Source organism: Paenibacillus sp. FSL H8-0048, assembly GCF_038002825.1.
Classification (GTDB): domain Bacteria; phylum Bacillota; class Bacilli; order Paenibacillales; family Paenibacillaceae; genus Paenibacillus_AQ.
On record NZ_JBBODF010000001.1, the window covers coordinates 5,620,248 to 5,636,349 of the forward strand.

General features: G+C 51.3%; 18 protein-coding genes. 13 read left to right on the forward strand and 5 right to left on the reverse strand.

Annotated elements, in window-relative coordinates; all coding sequences use genetic code 11:
• Positions 1-70: 70 nt before the first annotated feature.
• Positions 71-475 carry a hypothetical protein gene (locus NSU18_RS24220; RefSeq protein WP_341016614.1) on the reverse strand — a complete coding sequence of 135 codons (405 nt, stop codon included), beginning with the start codon at positions 473-475 and terminating at the stop codon, positions 71-73.
• A 281-nt stretch (positions 476-756) separates the two neighbouring features.
• A complete protein-coding gene (locus NSU18_RS24225) occupies positions 757-924 on the reverse strand; it encodes a DUF1328 domain-containing protein (protein WP_036694965.1) in 168 nt (55 codons plus the stop codon).
• A gap of 188 nt (positions 925-1,112) precedes the next feature.
• On the opposite strand from NSU18_RS24225, the gene NSU18_RS24230 reads away from it, so the two are divergent.
• The 10 genes from NSU18_RS24230 to NSU18_RS24275 all read left to right on the forward strand — a co-directional run bounded on the left by NSU18_RS24230 (position 1,113) and on the right by NSU18_RS24275 (position 12,025).
• On the forward strand, positions 1,113-1,619 hold the full coding sequence (locus tag NSU18_RS24230) for a DUF948 domain-containing protein (RefSeq protein ID WP_341016615.1): 507 nt from the start codon (positions 1,113-1,115) through the stop codon (positions 1,617-1,619).
• Between the two features lie 70 nt (positions 1,620-1,689).
• Positions 1,690-2,226, forward strand: a complete 537-nt coding sequence (locus NSU18_RS24235; protein WP_341016616.1) for a hypothetical protein — start codon at positions 1,690-1,692, stop codon at positions 2,224-2,226.
• Positions 2,227-2,317: 91 nt separating this feature from the next.
• Positions 2,318-2,665 (forward strand): general stress protein, encoded by a 348-nt coding sequence (locus NSU18_RS24240; protein WP_076080447.1) that lies wholly within the window; start codon positions 2,318-2,320, stop codon positions 2,663-2,665.
• A gap of 208 nt (positions 2,666-2,873) precedes the next feature.
• On the forward strand, positions 2,874-4,046 hold the full coding sequence (locus tag NSU18_RS24245; protein WP_341016618.1) for a SpoIIE family protein phosphatase: 1,173 nt from the start codon (positions 2,874-2,876) through the stop codon (positions 4,044-4,046).
• Positions 4,043-7,711, forward strand: a complete 3,669-nt coding sequence (locus tag NSU18_RS24250) for a response regulator (protein WP_341016620.1) — start codon at positions 4,043-4,045, stop codon at positions 7,709-7,711. Before NSU18_RS24245 ends, NSU18_RS24250 begins: the two co-directional genes overlap by 4 nt.
• Positions 7,712-7,792: 81 nt before the next feature.
• A complete protein-coding gene (locus NSU18_RS24255) occupies positions 7,793-8,662 on the forward strand; it encodes a CheR family methyltransferase (RefSeq protein WP_445321823.1) in 870 nt (289 codons plus the stop codon).
• Between the two features lie 17 nt (positions 8,663-8,679).
• Positions 8,680-10,350, forward strand: coding sequence for a response regulator (locus tag NSU18_RS24260; protein WP_341016621.1), 1,671 nt, complete (start codon positions 8,680-8,682; stop codon positions 10,348-10,350).
• A gap of 98 nt (positions 10,351-10,448) precedes the next feature.
• Positions 10,449-10,787: an STAS domain-containing protein gene (locus NSU18_RS24265; RefSeq protein ID WP_036694974.1), complete on the forward strand. Its 339-nt coding sequence runs from the start codon at positions 10,449-10,451 to the stop codon at positions 10,785-10,787.
• 18 nt (positions 10,788-10,805) lie between these two features.
• Positions 10,806-11,258: an anti-sigma B factor RsbW gene (rsbW, locus tag NSU18_RS24270; protein WP_341016625.1), complete on the forward strand. Its 453-nt coding sequence runs from the start codon at positions 10,806-10,808 to the stop codon at positions 11,256-11,258.
• On the forward strand, positions 11,255-12,025 hold the full coding sequence (locus NSU18_RS24275; RefSeq protein ID WP_341016627.1) for a sigma-70 family RNA polymerase sigma factor: 771 nt from the start codon (positions 11,255-11,257) through the stop codon (positions 12,023-12,025). Before rsbW ends, NSU18_RS24275 begins: the two co-directional genes overlap by 4 nt.
• Positions 12,026-12,166: 141 nt before the next feature.
• Here the strand turns inward: NSU18_RS24275 and NSU18_RS24280 are convergent, their stop codons facing one another.
• Positions 12,167-12,496, reverse strand: a complete 330-nt coding sequence (locus NSU18_RS24280) for a DUF5665 domain-containing protein (RefSeq protein ID WP_341016628.1) — start codon at positions 12,494-12,496, stop codon at positions 12,167-12,169.
• Positions 12,497-12,624: 128 nt separating this feature from the next.
• Positions 12,625-13,128, reverse strand: coding sequence for a YtxH domain-containing protein (locus NSU18_RS24285; RefSeq protein ID WP_341150264.1), 504 nt, complete (start codon positions 13,126-13,128; stop codon positions 12,625-12,627).
• A gap of 323 nt (positions 13,129-13,451) precedes the next feature.
• Between NSU18_RS24285 and NSU18_RS24290 the strand changes: the two genes are divergently transcribed.
• On the forward strand, positions 13,452-14,171 hold the full coding sequence (locus tag NSU18_RS24290; protein ID WP_341016630.1) for a pirin family protein: 720 nt from the start codon (positions 13,452-13,454) through the stop codon (positions 14,169-14,171).
• Positions 14,172-14,279: 108 nt separating this feature from the next.
• Here the strand turns inward: NSU18_RS24290 and NSU18_RS24295 are convergent, their stop codons facing one another.
• The gene (locus NSU18_RS24295; RefSeq protein ID WP_340751658.1) at positions 14,280-14,504 is read right to left on the reverse strand and encodes a DUF1128 domain-containing protein; all 225 of its coding nucleotides are present in this window, start codon (positions 14,502-14,504) and stop codon (positions 14,280-14,282) included.
• A 161-nt stretch (positions 14,505-14,665) separates the two neighbouring features.
• On the opposite strand from NSU18_RS24295, the gene yyaC reads away from it, so the two are divergent.
• The gene (gene yyaC / locus NSU18_RS24300; protein WP_341016632.1) at positions 14,666-15,193 is read left to right on the forward strand and encodes a spore protease YyaC; all 528 of its coding nucleotides are present in this window, start codon (positions 14,666-14,668) and stop codon (positions 15,191-15,193) included.
• 68 nt (positions 15,194-15,261) lie between these two features.
• On the forward strand, positions 15,262-16,047 hold the full coding sequence (locus tag NSU18_RS24305) for an alpha/beta fold hydrolase (protein ID WP_341016633.1): 786 nt from the start codon (positions 15,262-15,264) through the stop codon (positions 16,045-16,047).
• The last annotated feature ends 55 nt before the right edge of the window (positions 16,048-16,102 follow it).

Here is a 16,102-nt window from a genome sequence, read left to right on the forward strand (position 1 = left end):
AGGGTACATCCGTTGAGTCATAGCTGCAGCATAGGAGTGGAGCAGCTATGACTCTTATGTGTCGAATCGCTTATGGATTGATTACGTATGCGGAAGCAGGAACCTTGATCCAGGCTTTACCCAGCCAAGTGTAGATTTCTCTCCATTCGTTGCCCATAGTGTCTCTCGTGATCACACCAGTAGTATCAACAGTCTGTGCACCCAGCCAGCCAATAGCAGTCGTGCTTCCCGCAGAAAGATGGAATGCTGTGAGTTTGGTCAGAATGATCTGAGGAGTTGCAGGCTTGACATTAGCTGCAGTAATGACCGGGTCTGCCGGATTCAGGTAAGTTGCTCCGGTTACAGTGGTTACTGCATCGGAAGAAGTGGTTTTGGTAGTTGCTGTTGTTCCTGTTACTACCTCAGCAGCGGAAGCTGTTGCTGCCAGGGAAGCCATAAGACCCATTGCTACTGTTAAACTGGCTAATTTTTTCATCGATGATTCCTCCTAGGTATGTTGGTGTGATGTTCTATGTTCTTGCTGTGCTAATATGGATGTAAACATAATTTGCATTGAATGAACCAGCGTAACCAAGAAATTTTATTTTTCTTGTCCAGCTTGACGGGAACCGCTTCATCCGGTCTGAATCACCGATGACATTCTGAGCGGAAAGGCCTATACTTTTTGAAGGGCAGCAAGAAGCCCGGAGGCTTCCTGACGAAGAACTCCGGGCCTTGAGCACTGCCTGGCCGGCAGTCAGTTAACGGTATGCTTACCTACATGGATCGTCCCCTGCGCCCCATAAAGAGTGAGACCACGAAGAGGATCAGGAAGATGTAGAACAATACTTTGGCGATGCCGACAGCCGCCGCCACGATATTGAAGAAGCCGAAGATACCGGCAATCAGGGCCACTACCAGCAGAATTATGGACCATCTGAGCATGAGATGTCATCCTTTCTGTACGTTGATGTAGTCATTGTTTAAACGGGGCTTATCCATTTGAAACAGGGAGGAAAGGAAGAGGATTCCAGGTGCTTGGCCTTTGTTTCGGCCGAATTCTGTAAGGGTAACTATGCAGTATCACACAGGGCAAACCGACAATTTAAACATTTTGGAAGGGGTTATCTGCTATGATCATTGAACTTAGCGTTGCACTGGCTGCTATCGCCTTTGCAGTACTCGTATTCTTTTTAATCAAAACCTTGAAATCGGCGAAGGACTCGCTCGACAAGGTCAGCCAGACGCTGCAGGAGGTTCAGAAGACTATCGATGAGCTTACCTATGAAGTGAAAACAACAGTCCGGCATGCCAATGACATCACTGCCGATGTCCAGGGCAAAATCCAGAAGATTGACCCGATCGTGGATTCCGTGAAGAATCTGGGCGATGTTATGAACGAGCTGACATTGACCGTGAAGCAGGTATCGGTAACGGTAATTGAGAAATTCCGTAAATCACGTGAACTGAAGGATAAGGCAAAATCGGTATCTATCGCAGAAGTCCCGTTAACACCGGCGGAGGAGAGAACCGTTCAATCCTATGAGGCAGTGAGTTCAACCAAACCCAAGGGCAAGATTGCTGCAGCCCTCAAAGGCGTGGATGCAGCCGCCGCGATCTGGCAGAAATTCCGCCACTAATACCTTAATGAAATGATATACGGCGGGGCACAGGACGGGGCAATACCAGCACATGAAAGGCGGGAACTCTATGAAAATGGTTATTCTCTTGCTTAGTCTGCTTGCTCCCTTCATTTCTGCACCGCCGCAAGGAGAGACGGTTACGCCCGGTCCCGTTACCGCCGCACAGCTGCCGGCAATGTTCGCCTTCGGGCATAGCGCAGTTGCCGATCCTTACATAAGCAGCTTCGATTCCCTGTCCGGGATTAGCTTATATATGACAGAAGAGAAGCTGCAGCAGGCCAAAGGAACGCCTCAGCAGATTGCTGAAGATCCTTGGGCGGGCTGCCTTGAATATCAATATGCCGATCTCTCGGCGGGGGTATGTGGCGGTGTGGTCCTCTATGTACATGTTTCCCCTGCCCAGGCAGGGCAATACGGTCTGAGCCTTAACGGGCTGATGCTCCATCCCCGGACGATGAATGTGCAGGATATGCTGGGAGCGCCTGATTTTGAAGCCGAGGATGGGGATGTTTACATTAGAGGAGAGGCCGCGCTCAAGATCTACCGTAATATGAAGAACGGCGAATGGGACGGCTTGGATTTGTTCGACGCATATTCCTTCTGAGGCTGATTCAAATACGGCGGTATTGGTTAATGAATGGTCAGTCATCTATCCGGTGGCTGGGCCCTTATTCATTATAAAGGAGAGTGATTTCATGGATTCAACCGGTACACAGGCTTATGCCAAGCTGCTGGAGAACGGCGTTCAAGCGATAGAAGAAGTGAATCGGCTCCGCAGCAGCGGCTACACCAGAGAGGATCTTTATGTGATCAGTCACGATGAAGACCGCGAAGGGCGTATCGTAGACGCCGCAGATACTAATGAAGTGGGGCTGAGCGAAGAAGGGCTGTTCGGTGCCATTGCCAACCTCTTCCGTTCGCGTGGCGACGCTTTACGCTTCAAGATTACTTCACTGGGCTTCAGCGCAGCGGAGGCGGCATTTTACGAGAAAGAGCTGGATACTGGCAAGGTTCTGGTGATTGCCAAAAGAAACCCACAATAATCGCGGGTCAGCTTCGTTGACCTCAATAGTACAATAGCGTAACCTCCAGTCCCACTAAACGTAGTGGAGCTGGAGGTTACTTTGTTGAAACCGGAACCTGTTTATGCCAATATCTAGCTGGATGGTAACAGGCCGTGTAAATATCGTATGATAGAACGATAGAGTTGCGGGTTTATGGTCTTAATATCATTCGCGTGAGGTGAAGAGCTTGAGAATATTAATCGTAGACGACAATCCTACCAATGTAATTATCATTCGTGAGATCCTCAAGAAGGAAGATTACCGGAATTTCATAACGGCTTCGTCCGCTAAAGATATGCTGAAGCTGCTCGGCGTCGGTGCAGGGGAAGAGAACGGGCAGCCCCGGCCGTCTGACGTGGACCTGATTCTGCTGGATATGATGATGCCGGAGATGGATGGGATTGAAGCCTGCCGTGTAGTTCAGCAATATGAGCATCTGAAGGATATTCCTATTATTATGGTTACGGCTGTAGGTGACTCTAAGAAGCTTGCCGAGGCGCTGGATGCCGGAGCGGTGGATTATGTGACGAAGCCCATCAACAAGGTGGAGCTGATGGCCCGCATCCGCCTCGCGCTGCGGCTGAAGCGTGAGAAGGACTGGCATAAGGAGCGGGACCAGCGGATACAGGATGAATTGAAGCTGGCTGCCCTGGTGCAGAATGCGGTACTCAGTTTGCCGCTGGCCGAGGAGAGCCTGGAGGTGCATGCCATCTATCAGCCTTCCTTCGAGCTGGCCGGAGATCTGTATGCCTGGTATCCGCTGGGGGACGGGCGTTATGCGGTGATTCTGCTGGATATGATGGGCCATGGGATCTCGTCTTCCCTGTTCTGTATGTTCCTGGCCTCTGTGCTGAAGGATACTGTAACTACGTATGTGGAGCCGGAAAAAGTCATTCAGGAGCTGAACAGACGATTCAATCAGCTCTATATTGAGAAGCAGCTGGTCCAGTATTATTTCACGGCCATTTATCTTGTCATTGATACCCGCATGAAGCGGATTAATTATGTGAATGCCGGGCATCCGCCGGCGCTGTTCTTTGAAGGGAACGCTAAGACTCCGGTGCTGCTTGAGAGCAATTGTCACCCTGTGGGCCTGTTTGACCGGATCGATATCCAGCAGCAGAGCCTTAGCTATGAGGATGAGGGGCATCTGGTGCTGTTCACGGACGGCCTTTTGGAGATGGTGGAGGGAGGTCAGGAGGAGCAGCTGCAATTCATGATCGGACATTTGAATACCACTCATGACTGGCAGGAAGAACTGGTACGCGCTGCATTCCTGAGCGAGCCTGTTAACGCGGACCGGGATGACGATAAATGTCTGGTCTGGATCTCGCTGAAGAAAGGAACCGATATGGAATGAAGATAAAGGCTAAACTGCTGATCGGGTTCAGTGCCATGCTGGCAATTATGCTTGCGCTGACCCTGATCGGGTATGACAGGCTTCATTATATGAGCAGCCAGCTGGACAGCTACCAGGAGAGATACAGCAAGGGCCGGGCTTCTTCAGGACTTCGCGGGGAAGTGAACGACATGGCAAGGATATTGACCACCTCCATGCTTAATGCCGATACTGTAACCCTGGAAGCGCAGAAGGCGGAGATTGACAGCAAGGTTCTCAAGTCAGCGGAGCATCTGAAGAACATTAAGGCTTCGCTGAAGACCGCAGAGGAACTGCAAATATTATCCCGGATTGAGAACTCCTATTCTGCGTATCTGAAATATCAGGATAAGGTTCTGGAGATGCTGGGAGCCGGATACTTTCAGAATGCCAACACGTACCGTAACGCAGAAGGGCAGGACGTTCAGAACGAGGTGCTGAACAGTCTGAATGCGTTGTCTGATTATAATGCCTTCCGCATGACCGAGGAGACGGCCAATGCCCAGGAGGCTTCGAGCCGATCGATTCAGATGGTCACACTGATCATGGTCTTGGGGCTGCTGCTGGGGCTGGGTGTCATTCTGTGGGTGATACCGAGTATCACACGCGGCCTAAGCGTCGTCTCCATGATGATTACCAGCTTCGGCAACGGCAAGATGCGGGCGATCCGCAGGATCAAGGTGAAATCGAAGGATGAGATTGGCGATGTAGCACGGGTATTCCAGCGGATGGCTGAGGATATTGAGCAGAAGCAGGAGCTGGAGAGATCCTATTCCCAGGCACAGAGTGACCAGGCTTGGCTGAATGCCAACATTGCCCGGATTACCGAGCTGCTGCGCGGTGTCAGCTCACTGGATCAGGTATCCCAGACCTTCATCAGTGAGTTCACGCCGGTGCTGGGAGCACAGTATGGTGCCGTCTACCTGAAGAGCCAGGACAATCCGAACCTGCTGGTCAGCAGTGCCTTTTATGCCGGTGAGGAGGGGGTTACGCCGAAGGAGAGCTTCGAGATTGGCCAGGGCCTAATCGGGCAGAGCGCCTTGGATAAGCTGCCGATCAAGCTGACAGAGGCGCCTGACAACTATATCTCGGTGTCTTCGGGATTCGGGGAAGCGCATCCGAGTTATATTTCCATTCACCCGCTTTTATTCGAGGATGAAGTGCTGGGTGTAGTAGAATTCGCATCCTTCACACCGTTCTCGGTGCTGCAGAATGAACTGCTTCATCAGCTCTCCAGTAATCTGGGGATTATTCTGAACAACATCAGCCGCAGGCTAGTGGTTGAGGAATTGCTGCGCGAATCGCAGGCACTGACCGAAGAGCTGCAATGCCAGTCGGAAGAGCTGCAGACCCAGCAGGAGGAGCTGCGCCGCTCCAACGAGAATCTGGAGGAGCAGACGGATGCCCTGAAGCGTTCAGAGGAGCTGCTGCAGCGCCAGCAGGAAGAGCTGGAGCATTACAATACAGAGCTGGTCGCCAAGACCCGTGCACTGCAGGATCAGGTGCAGGAGGTTGAGGAGAAGAAGGATGAAATCGAGCATGCCCGCATGCAGTTGGAGAAGCAGGCTATGCAGCTTGCAGTAACCAGCAAATACAAATCCGAATTCCTGGCCAATATGTCCCATGAGCTGCGCACACCGCTGAACAGCCTGCTCATTCTCTCCCAGCTCCTTACGGAGAATAAGGAAGGCAATCTGAGCGAGAAGCAGGTGGAATTTGCCCATACCATCTATATGTCAGGTGCAGATCTGCTTAAGATGATTGACGAGATTCTTGATTTGTCCAAGGTCGATGCCGGCAAAATGGAGCTGAATCACGAAGAGATTCCGCTGATTGAGCTGAAGACCTTCGTGAAGCAGAACTTTGCTCCGCTGGCTGCGAAGAAGGGGCTGTCGCTGCGCCTGTCCTTTGACGAGCCGCTGCCGGACAGCGTATATAGCGACAGTCACAGACTGAAGCAGATCCTGCGTAACCTGTTGTCCAATGCCTTCAAATTCACCAGCGAAGGGTATGTGGAATTCTCTGTCAGCCGTGCGGACGTCAAGCGGCTGCCTGCCTATCTGCCGCATGATTATGATTATATTGCCATAGCCGTTAAGGACAGCGGCATCGGTATTCCGTCCGATAAGATGGATATCGTCTTCGAGGCGTTCCAGCAGGTGGATGGGACGACGAGCCGCAAATATGGCGGCACGGGGCTTGGTCTCTCAATCAGCCGCGAATTAGCCCGCCTGATGGGCGGAGCCATCGGACTGGAGTCCCGCGAAGGGCAAGGAAGTGTATTCACACTGTATTTGCCGGTTCAGGGGAACTTCAGCCTGTTGCCGGGAGCGGTAGAAGCCGCTCCTGCCGGGGAGCCCTTGCAGCTTGAGGAGTTCCGGGAGGAACTGTCATGGGATAGAGCAGGGGATATCGCGCCTACACCTGTTATGCCTGTAGTTGTGGAAGATGACCGCGATTCTCTGGCCAGCGGCGACAAGGTGCTGCTGATTATTGAGGATGACGAGAGCTTTGCCAAGATTCTGCTGGGCATGGCCCGCGGGCGCGGCTTCAAGGGACTGGTAGCCCTGCAGGGCGATACCGGCCTGCAGATGGCGAAGACTCTGCTGCCGGACGCGATCATTCTCGACATCCAGCTGCCGGTCATGGACGGCTGGTCGATTCTGAGGGAGCTTAAGAGCGACTCCCAGACACGCCATATTCCGGTGCATGTGATCTCTGTGAATGATGAGATGAAGCAGGGGCTCATGATGGGAGCGATGGCCTATCTTAGAAAGCCGTCCTCGCGTGAAGCGCTGGACCGGGCCTTCTCGCAGATTGAGAATTACACCGCCAGCACGATGAAGCATCTCCTGATCGTCGAGGACGACGATATCCAGCGCCGCTCTATTGAGGAGCTTATCGGACATGATGATGTAGTGATTACGGCGGTGTCTTCAGGTCAAGAGGCTCTGAATGAACTGCACAAGCAGAGATATGATTGTATGGTGCTTGATCTGATGCTGGATGATATGACCGGCTTCGAGCTGCTGGATCAGATCCGTGACGATGAGGAGCTAAACGATCTGCCGATTATTATATATACCGGCAAGGATCTGGACAGCAAGGAAGAGACCAAGCTGCGCAAATATGCGGAATCCATTATCATCAAGGATGTCCGCTCGCCGGAACGGCTTTTGGATGAGACAACGCTCTTCATGCACCGGGTAGAAGCAAATCTGCCGGAGGATAAGCGTAAAATCCTGCAAAAGCTGCACAATAAAGAGGAGCTGTTTGACGGCAAAAAAATTCTGCTCGTCGATGATGATATCCGCAACGTCTTTGCCCTCTCCAGTGTGCTCGAAGGCTATCACATGGAAGTGAAATTTGCCGAGAACGGCCGCGAGGCCATCGACATGCTTGTCGAACAGACTGATTATGACCTGGTGCTGATGGATATGATGATGCCCGAGATGGACGGGTATGAAGCGATGCGCCGCATCCGGCAGATGCCGCAGTACCAGAAATTGCCGATTATCGCCCTCACAGCCAAGGCTATGAAGGAAGACCGGGCCAAGTGTATTGAAGCCGGAGCCTCCGATTATATGAAGAAACCGATCAGTACAGATCAGCTTCTTTCGTTAATGCGCGTCTGGTTGTATTCGTAAGGGTGATTTCGGGGTAATACCTATACAGCAGGTTCAAACCAAGTACGGAAATAAGGCGCAGGCAAGGGAGTATTGATGACAATGGCAGCGATGGAGCACGGATATGAGGGGCAGGGGAATCCGCCGGAGAACAAGCAGGAGCTTGAACAGATTGAGATTGAGCTGCTTCTGAACGGAGTACACCGTTTGTATGGATATGATTTCAGGAATTATGCCCTGCCCTCCTTGAAGCGGCGCATCTGGCATCATGTCCATGCAGAGAGCTTACCTACCATTTCTGCCCTGCAGGAAAAGGTGCTGCATGACCGTGCATGCTTCGAGCGGTTCGTGTACAGTCTCTCGATCCCTGTGACAGAGATGTTCCGTGATCCCGGACTCTTCCTGACCTTCCGTCAGAAGGTCATTCCGCTCCTGCGGACCTATCCTTATATCCGGATCTGGCACGCCGGCTGCTCCACAGGCGAAGAGGTCTACTCGATGGCAATTATGCTGCATGAGGAAGGACTGTATGACAAGGCAAGAATTTATGCCACGGACATGAACGCCCGTTCCTTGCAGCAGGCCAAAGAAGGCGTGTACGAGATCGGCAAGATGAAACAATACACCAAGAACTACCTGGAGGCCGGAGGCACAGGTGTCTTCTCGGAATACTATACAGCGAAATATAACTCAGTGATTCTGCAGCCGTATTTGCGCAAGAATATCATTTTTGCAGAGCATAATCTGGCAACGGACACTTCCTTCAATGAATTCAATGTGATCCTGTGCCGGAACGTAATGATCTACTTCAACGATGAGCTCCGCGATCATGTGCATGGCTTGTTCCATGAGAGCCTCAGCCGGTTCGGAGTGCTGGTCCTCGGTTCCAAGGAATCCATTCATTTCACTCGCTACAGTGACAGCTATGAGCCTCTGGACCGGGTTGAGAAAATATACCGCAAAAATAAATAGCGGGTAAGGAGGGACCTATGGGGGTTCAGGAACCGATTCATATACTGCTGGTTGACGACCGTCCCGAGAATTTGCTGGCACTCGAAGCCGTCCTTGAGAGTCAGCATTACAAGCTTGTCAAAGCCAATTCTGGAGAAGAAGCACTGCGGTGCTTATTGAAATATGAATTCGCCGTGATTGTTCTGGACGTTCAGATGCCAGGTATGGACGGGATCGAAACCGCCAAATTAATCAAAGCCAGGGAGAAAACCAAGGATATTCCGATCATCTTCATCTCAGCCAACAGCCGGGAGTCGGAGCATCTGTTCGCAGGGTATTCTGCCGGCGCCATTGATTATATGGTCAAACCGTTTATCCCGCAGATTCTGAAGTCGAAGATTGAAGGCTTTGTGAATATGTATCTGACCAGCAAGAAGCAGCAGATTCAAGCGATGCAGCTGCAGCAAAAGACGCTGGAGCTTGAGCGTATGAACGGCGAATTAATCAAAGCCAAGGAAGAAGCAGAGATCGCGGCTAAGGCCAAGACCGAGTTTCTGGCGATGATGAGCCATGAGATCCGCACGCCGATGAATGGTGTAGTGGGGATGATTGATCTTTTGATGGAGACCGAGCTTGCTCCGGAGCAGAAGGAATATACAGAGATTATACGTAAAAGTGCGGACACCCTAATAACCGTGATTAATGATATTCTTGACTTCACCAAGATGGAATCGGGCAAAATGGAAATGGAAGAGCAATTATTCGAGCTGCATACCACCGTTCAGGAGGTATTTAGCCTGTTTTCGGCGGAAGCCGGCAAAAAAAATCTGGAGCTGGCCTATTTCATCGACCAGAAGCTGCCGCGGCTGATCTATGGCGATATGGCCCGTCTGCGTCAGGTGCTCATTAACCTTGTATCCAATGCGGTGAAATTTACCAACCAGGGCGGCGTGTATTTGGTTGCTTCCAGCCTGCCTGCAGCGGATAATAAACTGGTAGTGGAATTTACGGTTAAAGATACCGGCATCGGAATCTCGCCGGAGAAATGCGACCGGCTGTTCCAGCCCTTCTCCCAGCTTGATTCCTCCATGACACGTAAGTACGGAGGAACGGGCCTCGGCCTCGCCATCTGTAAATCCCTCGTAGGCATGATGGGCGGAGATATCCGTGTAGAGTCAATGGAAGAGAAGGGGGCTACCTTTGTATTCAATATTCAGGTAGCCGTGCCTGAGCATGAGCTGGAGGGCAGCAGCGGGGAAGAGGAAGGCACAGCGGCCCAGGCAGACGAGGCAAACCGGAGCAAAGTGCTGGTCGTGGATGACCATCCGATTAACCAGCGGCTTATGGTTAGCATGCTGGATAAGCTCGGGTACCGGGCCGATGTGGCCGAGGACGGGAATCAGGCTGTTGAGCTGGCCCGGAAATCGGCTTATGATTTTATCTTCATGGACCTGCAGATGCCGGTGATGGATGGACTGGAAGCAACTTCCCTGATCCGTCAGGAAGGCAGCGGTTCTCCGGACAAGACAGTGATCATTGCGATGACTGCGAATGTGATGGAGGGGATTCAAGACCGCTGCACCGCTGCCGGGATGGACGGATACATCAGCAAGCCGCTCAAGCTTAGCAGCATCAAACAAATGATCTCCAGATATTCAGGCAGAGATAATCCCGCCACCCAGCGGAACACTTCACTTTTTAATGCTTGACCCATGAATTACCAGCGCCGGCATTGTCCCTTTATTGTTTCAAGCCTAGGCTATTAGGGTTATTGGTAAAGAAAACATTTAAACCAGGAGAGTTGTCTATGAATACACATAAAAGCGAAAAGTTTCACGCAAAGACCGAAACCGTTGGTTCGGTATGTACGGTTTATCTTGTAGGTGAACTCGATCTGTCTGTAGCGCCTGACTTTCGTCTGGTGATGGAACCGCTAGTGGGAGACACGGGGCTTGATCTCGTGATTAATCTGAAGGATCTGAAATACATTGACAGCACAGGTATCGGAATCCTGTTGTCGATTCTCAAAGCAAGACATGGAATGGACGTCAAATTCACCGTTGCTGAAGTTCCCCCGCAAATACAGAAGCTGTTTGACATGACCGGCATTTCCAAGTTTTTTGCCTCCCAAGAGAATTCCCACTAGGAAAGGATCGAACTAAGAATGAGTGATGACATACAAAGAGTAGTTCTTCAGTTACCCGCCAGTGCAGAATATGTCGATATTGTCAGACTTAATTTATACGGCATTGCCTCCAAGATGGGTTTCACTTATGAAGACATTGAAGATATGAAGGTAGCCGTCTCAGAAGCGTGTAATAACTCCGTGCTCTATGCCTATGGGCAGGCAGACGGTATGGTTGATGTAATCTTTGAGGTAGGAACAAGCGTCTTATCCATTACTGTCAAAGATGAGGGGGAGAGCTTTGATAGTTTGGATGCGTCCGGAGAACGTCTGACGCTTCATGACAAGGAGCTGAATGATGTTCAAGTGGGCGGACTCGGATTCTATTTAATGCAGGCGCTGATGGATGACGTTAGCGTCGTTAGCGAAGCAGGGAAAGGGACAGTCGTTACCCTGACTAAACGGCTCAATTTCAGCGAGGAGAAAGTATGAATGACAAAGTGACTCCCCCAGAGTCCATGAATGAAGCGGTAAGCCTGATCTGGGAATACCAGCAGACGAAAGACAATGAAATTGCAACAGTGCTCATCCGCAAATATGAACCCATGGTGAAGATGGCCGCCGGCAAAATTGCCCGTAACCGTCCGGATCTCTACGAGGATCTGTACCAGGTGGGGCAAATGGCGCTGATCCGGCTGCTGCAGCAATACGACATCAGCTTGGGGATTCCCTTCGAGCCGTATGCGATGAAGAGCATGATTGGACATATGAAAAACTTCCTGCGCGATAAATCCTGGTACATACAGGTTCCGCGGCGGATTAAGGAAAAAGGCGCGCTTGTTCAGCAGGCCATTGATGAACTGACCATCCGGCTCGAACGTTCTCCGGCGGTTGAAGAGATCGCCCATTATCTGGATCTTACTGTAGAAGAAACTGTAGAAGTACTGGCCGGCAGAGAGTGTTATCATTATGTCTCTCTGGATTCACCGCTCTCCCAGGAAGAGAGTGGAGCTACACTCGGTGAATTGATCAGCTCCGATGCGAATGACTACGAGACGGTGGAGAAGCGTATGGATCTCCAGCAGGCGCTCGGACAGCTGAAGGAGCAGGAGCAGCAGGTGCTGCTCTTGGCCTTCCAGGATGGTCAATCCCAGCGGGCTATTGCCCAGAAGCTGGGCGTCTCGCAGATGAGTGTCTCCCGTATCCAGAAGCGGGCCACCGAGAAGCTGAAGCAGATCATGGCTAATTCATCCTATTAAATATCAATGCCATTATATTTATCAGGGCAGGCTCTATCCCTTATGGGATGGAACCTGCCCTTTTTATGCGTCGTAGCAACATCCCTCCTGCAGTCTATTCACGGTAGAGTAGGCTGCAGGAGGGATGCGCGGGAAATGTATTTAGTTCGCATCGATATACTTTTTGATTTCTCCAAGATATTCCCCGATAACCGGTACATTGAGAAACAAACTGAGAATATAGCCAAGAATACCGAGAATGAGAAAGGTACCGAGTGAGAGGCCCAGGCCTCTGGAGATGCCGGCCATCAGATTGGTGATGATCCGCTTCTTGGGGTCTGTATAGTTCTCCAGGATATCCTTGAACTCGGATTTCTCCAGTGAGTCAGCGATCTTGTCCAGCCTCGCATTCAAGCGTTTGACCTCATGCCGCAGCTCGAAGGGATGCTCATCTACGTCATAAGCTTTGGTTCTGTTGTCCGCTTCTCCCATAAGGCGTACCTGCTTTCTGTAGCCTGAACCAGGCTTTAATGGAATATAAGGCATGCATAAATAGAGAGCAGCCAGCTATAGACGATCTGGCCGCTCTCTTGAATGTCTATTCAGCCGGAGCCCCGGCTTCAATAGGAGGATTTGTAAGTGCTCTTAACTTCCTCTTTAGCGTCCTTCGCCTCGTCTGCAACTTCTTTGGAAGCATCCTTCGCCTTGTCGGCTACCTCGCCGGAGGCATCCTTCACGTTCTCCGAAATATCCTTGGAAGCATCCGTTACTGTTTCGCCAATCTTTTTACCGGTTTCCGCAAGAGTAGCTGCGATCTGCTGTTTGCTGTCACTAACGGTTGTGAAGATATCAGAGGCCTTGGCGGATACTGTGCCGGCCAGATCGGTAGCCTTTTCGCTAACTGTTGTAGCCAAGGATTTGGTTTTGTCCGTTACCGTTCCGGCAACCTCTTTAGTCTTGTCCGTAGCTACAGTCAGCTTATCTGACAGATCGCTACGCATCTCGCGTCCAGGCTTTGGTGCGAATAACAGGGCCGCTGCTGCTCCGAGCAGACCGCCGATGAAGATCCCTTTAAAGAACGTGCTGCCGCTTTCTACCGGAAATTCCTTCTCTGCTTTATTCATTATCAATCACTCCTTATCAGAATTGTCATTCAAATTCAGGTTAGCCTGAATGTTCTTACTTCGTATATAAACTTTGGGCTATCGGCTGAAACAGCGGAACAGCTTGGCAAAGATTGCCGGAGAATAAAGAAGCATGGCTGTCAAAAACGTGCTTTAGTAACCCTTTTCCGCAGAATTTGCGGCTTTACAATGTTGATTGACCTGGAAAAGAAGGGGGTAAGAAATAGTAAATTATAGCGCCCATATACATCTCATATTAAGGAGCATTCATTTCCCTGCTTAGGATATTGATAAGTTTCTAACATCTATGGAGGTGCATTATTATGATTAAAGTAGTTACAGCAGCCGAGCGTCATACTTCGAATAGAGAATGGATACACAGTGAATTCAGCTTCTCCTTTGCCGATTATGATGACCCCAGCAATGCCCACTTCGGTGCGCTGCTGGCGCATAATGACAATGAGTTGAAGCCGGAGCAAGGCATGCATGAGCATCCGCATCATGATCTGGAGATTATCACGTACGTAGTGTCTGGTGTGCTCAAGCATCAGGATAGCCTGGGGAATCATGCAGATCTGCAGGCGGGCAGTGTGCAGCTGATGAGCGCAGGAACAGGCATTAATCATTCGGAGACGAATCCCTCAGGCCATGGGGATGTCCGGTTCCTGCAGATCTGGCTTTTGCCCGACCGGCCCGGGAAGGACCCGAAATGGGATGCCCGGTTCTTCCCGGCAGAGCTTAAGCTCAACCACCTGCTGCCTGTGGCTTCAAGCGAAGGGCTTCAGGGCTCGCTGCAGCTGGAGAATGACGTTAACATCTACTTGTCCGTGCTGCAGACGAACCGTGAGCTGTGTTATCCCCAGCAGGAGGAGCGGCGCACCCATCTGTATGTCATTTCCGGGAATCTGGAGATCTCCTGCGCGGATGGTACATTCCAGCTCCAGCAGGGGGATGCGGCGCGTATCCGCAAGAGCTGTGAGCTTACACTCAAAGGCATCAGCAGCTCAGGAGATGCAGAATTCATTCTGATTGATCTTCCATAACAGCCGGAGCGTGACAGTAAGAGTATTATTGCAGCATATAAAAGCCCTTCAGCTTCAACGTCCGGATTTACGGACAATGAAGCTGAAGGGCTTTCTTATGGGCTGGTGTTATTTCTTGCGCAGACGTCCAAGCTCTGAGACCAGTGCCTCCACCTGGGAGATGCTGAGCCGGTCACTGCCCATCGCCACCTCGTAAATATCCTGGATATCCTCATATTGCTCCACCGAAAAGGCTGAGGCCTGCATGGCAGCAGCACTGGCCATTTTCAGCTTGTTTTTGATGCCTTCAATCATATATTCAACGTTCTCCTGGCTTGGGTTAGACAAATCCATTGAGTATAACCGTCCTTCCTGAGTAATATAGAATGTGAATTGATATAGTTCAAATATCTTATCATGTCGGGCAGCAGATGACCATTTTTTTGTCCAGATCCCGCAAACATGTTAAATTAAAGATAAATATAACAGGCTGCTTAGCAAGGAGGAGAGAGTCTTTGGCCATCAGAGAAGAAGAGAGCAGAAAGCGGCGTAAAATGAATGCCGGGGAGCTGGCGGCTTTCTTCCGCGGAATCGCAGATGTGTATTCCGCTGAGCAGCTGACCTTTCTCTGTATCGGAACAGACCGCTCCACCGGAGATGCGCTGGGACCGCTGACGGGAAGCCGCCTGCTGGAGTACGGATTTCCGAATGTAACGGGTACGCTTCCGGCGCCCTGCGATGCGGATAATCTGGTCCAGCGGATAACAGAGATTCCGGAAGGGCAGATTATTATCGCTGTCGATGCCTGCCTGGGACCGCCGGCCGCACTGGGCTGTTATTTTGCGGCGGCGCAGCCGCTGCGTCCGGCAGAATCGGTAGGAGGACTCCTGCCAGCTGTTGGGAATTACAGTCTGGCAGCAATCGTTGACGTGAACAGTCCGCGCCCTTACCGGACGATACAGACTACCCCGCTCTACCGGGTAATGGTTATGGCAGATCAGATTGCCAAGGCAGCTGCACAGGGATTCAGACTTACGGATTGAGAGCGTTTCAAATCAGCCTGTTCTAGCTTATTAATATAGACCACTACATAGAAAGAGGGTAAACAGCCATGGAAAATGTTCGATGCGAGGGAAGCAACATCTGCTACAGTGATCAAGGCAAAGGGGATGTAATCGTGCTGCTGCATGGATTCTGCGGGAGTGCCGAGTACTGGGAAAAGGTGATTCCAAGCCTGACTGACAATTACCGTGTCATTGCCCCGGATCTGCGCGGGCATGGGGCTTCGGATGCTCCGCTTGGAGCCTATACCATCGAGCAGATGGCTGATGATGTGCTGTCGCTGCTGAATGCCTTGGAGATTCAAGAATGTTATCTGCTGGGACATTCGCTCGGAGGCTATATTACCCTCTCGTTTGCCCAGCGCCATGCCTCCCGGTTGAAGGGCTTCGGGCTGATTCATTCCTCCGGGTATCCGGACAGTGAAGAAGCCAAGGAGAACCGGCTGAAGAGCGTCACCATGATCCAGAGCGAAGGCATCTTTGCTTTTGTGGATCAGCTGGTGCCCGGACTCTTTGCCCCTGGTGCGGAATCCAAGCTGCTGGAACGTGCCAAGGAGATTGGCTACAAGACTCCGCCGCAAGGTGCGGTTGGCGCGTCCTTGGCTATGCGTGAGCGCCCGGACCGCCGCGATGTGATCTCGGCAACGGCGCTGCCGGTGCTGCTGGTTGCCGGAGCAGAGGATTCGAAGGTGACACCGGAGCGCACGTTCACCTCAGACAACCGGAACATCACCAAGGTGACGCTGCCGGGTGTAGGCCATATGGGGATGTTTGAAGCACCGGAGCAGTTGGCGAAGATTATTAAGGATTTCGTATATTCGCCTGTGAAGAAGTAAATGACATCAGGCATTAAGGACAGAAGGCAGCACTTCCGCTCTCCGGCGGGTGCTG

What these genes read in the sequence shown, in the direction of transcription:
- NSU18_RS24220 (WP_341016614.1), bottom strand. Translation starts at nt 475, where the DNA reads ATGAAAAAATTAGCCAGTTTAACAGTAGCAATGGGTCTTATGGCTTCC.
- NSU18_RS24225 (WP_036694965.1), bottom strand. Translation starts at nt 924, where the DNA reads ATGCTCAGATGGTCCATAATTCTGCTGGTAGTGGCCCTGATTGCCGGT.
- NSU18_RS24230 (WP_341016615.1), top strand. Translation starts at nt 1,113, where the DNA reads ATGATCATTGAACTTAGCGTTGCACTGGCTGCTATCGCCTTTGCAGTA.
- NSU18_RS24235 (WP_341016616.1), top strand. Translation starts at nt 1,690, where the DNA reads ATGAAAATGGTTATTCTCTTGCTTAGTCTGCTTGCTCCCTTCATTTCT.
- NSU18_RS24240 (WP_076080447.1), top strand. Translation starts at nt 2,318, where the DNA reads ATGGATTCAACCGGTACACAGGCTTATGCCAAGCTGCTGGAGAACGGC.
- NSU18_RS24250 (WP_341016620.1), top strand. Translation starts at nt 4,043, where the DNA reads ATGAAGATAAAGGCTAAACTGCTGATCGGGTTCAGTGCCATGCTGGCA.
- NSU18_RS24255 (WP_445321823.1), top strand. Translation starts at nt 7,793, where the DNA reads ATGGCAGCGATGGAGCACGGATATGAGGGGCAGGGGAATCCGCCGGAG.
- NSU18_RS24260 (WP_341016621.1), top strand. Translation starts at nt 8,680, where the DNA reads ATGGGGGTTCAGGAACCGATTCATATACTGCTGGTTGACGACCGTCCC.
- NSU18_RS24265 (WP_036694974.1), top strand. Translation starts at nt 10,449, where the DNA reads ATGAATACACATAAAAGCGAAAAGTTTCACGCAAAGACCGAAACCGTT.
- rsbW (WP_341016625.1), top strand. Translation starts at nt 10,806, where the DNA reads ATGAGTGATGACATACAAAGAGTAGTTCTTCAGTTACCCGCCAGTGCA.
- NSU18_RS24275 (WP_341016627.1), top strand. Translation starts at nt 11,255, where the DNA reads ATGAATGACAAAGTGACTCCCCCAGAGTCCATGAATGAAGCGGTAAGC.
- NSU18_RS24280 (WP_341016628.1), bottom strand. Translation starts at nt 12,496, where the DNA reads ATGGGAGAAGCGGACAACAGAACCAAAGCTTATGACGTAGATGAGCAT.
- NSU18_RS24285 (WP_341150264.1), bottom strand. Translation starts at nt 13,128, where the DNA reads ATGAATAAAGCAGAGAAGGAATTTCCGGTAGAAAGCGGCAGCACGTTC.
- NSU18_RS24290 (WP_341016630.1), top strand. Translation starts at nt 13,452, where the DNA reads ATGATTAAAGTAGTTACAGCAGCCGAGCGTCATACTTCGAATAGAGAA.
- NSU18_RS24295 (WP_340751658.1), bottom strand. Translation starts at nt 14,504, where the DNA reads ATGGATTTGTCTAACCCAAGCCAGGAGAACGTTGAATATATGATTGAA.
- NSU18_RS24305 (WP_341016633.1), top strand. Translation starts at nt 15,262, where the DNA reads ATGGAAAATGTTCGATGCGAGGGAAGCAACATCTGCTACAGTGATCAA.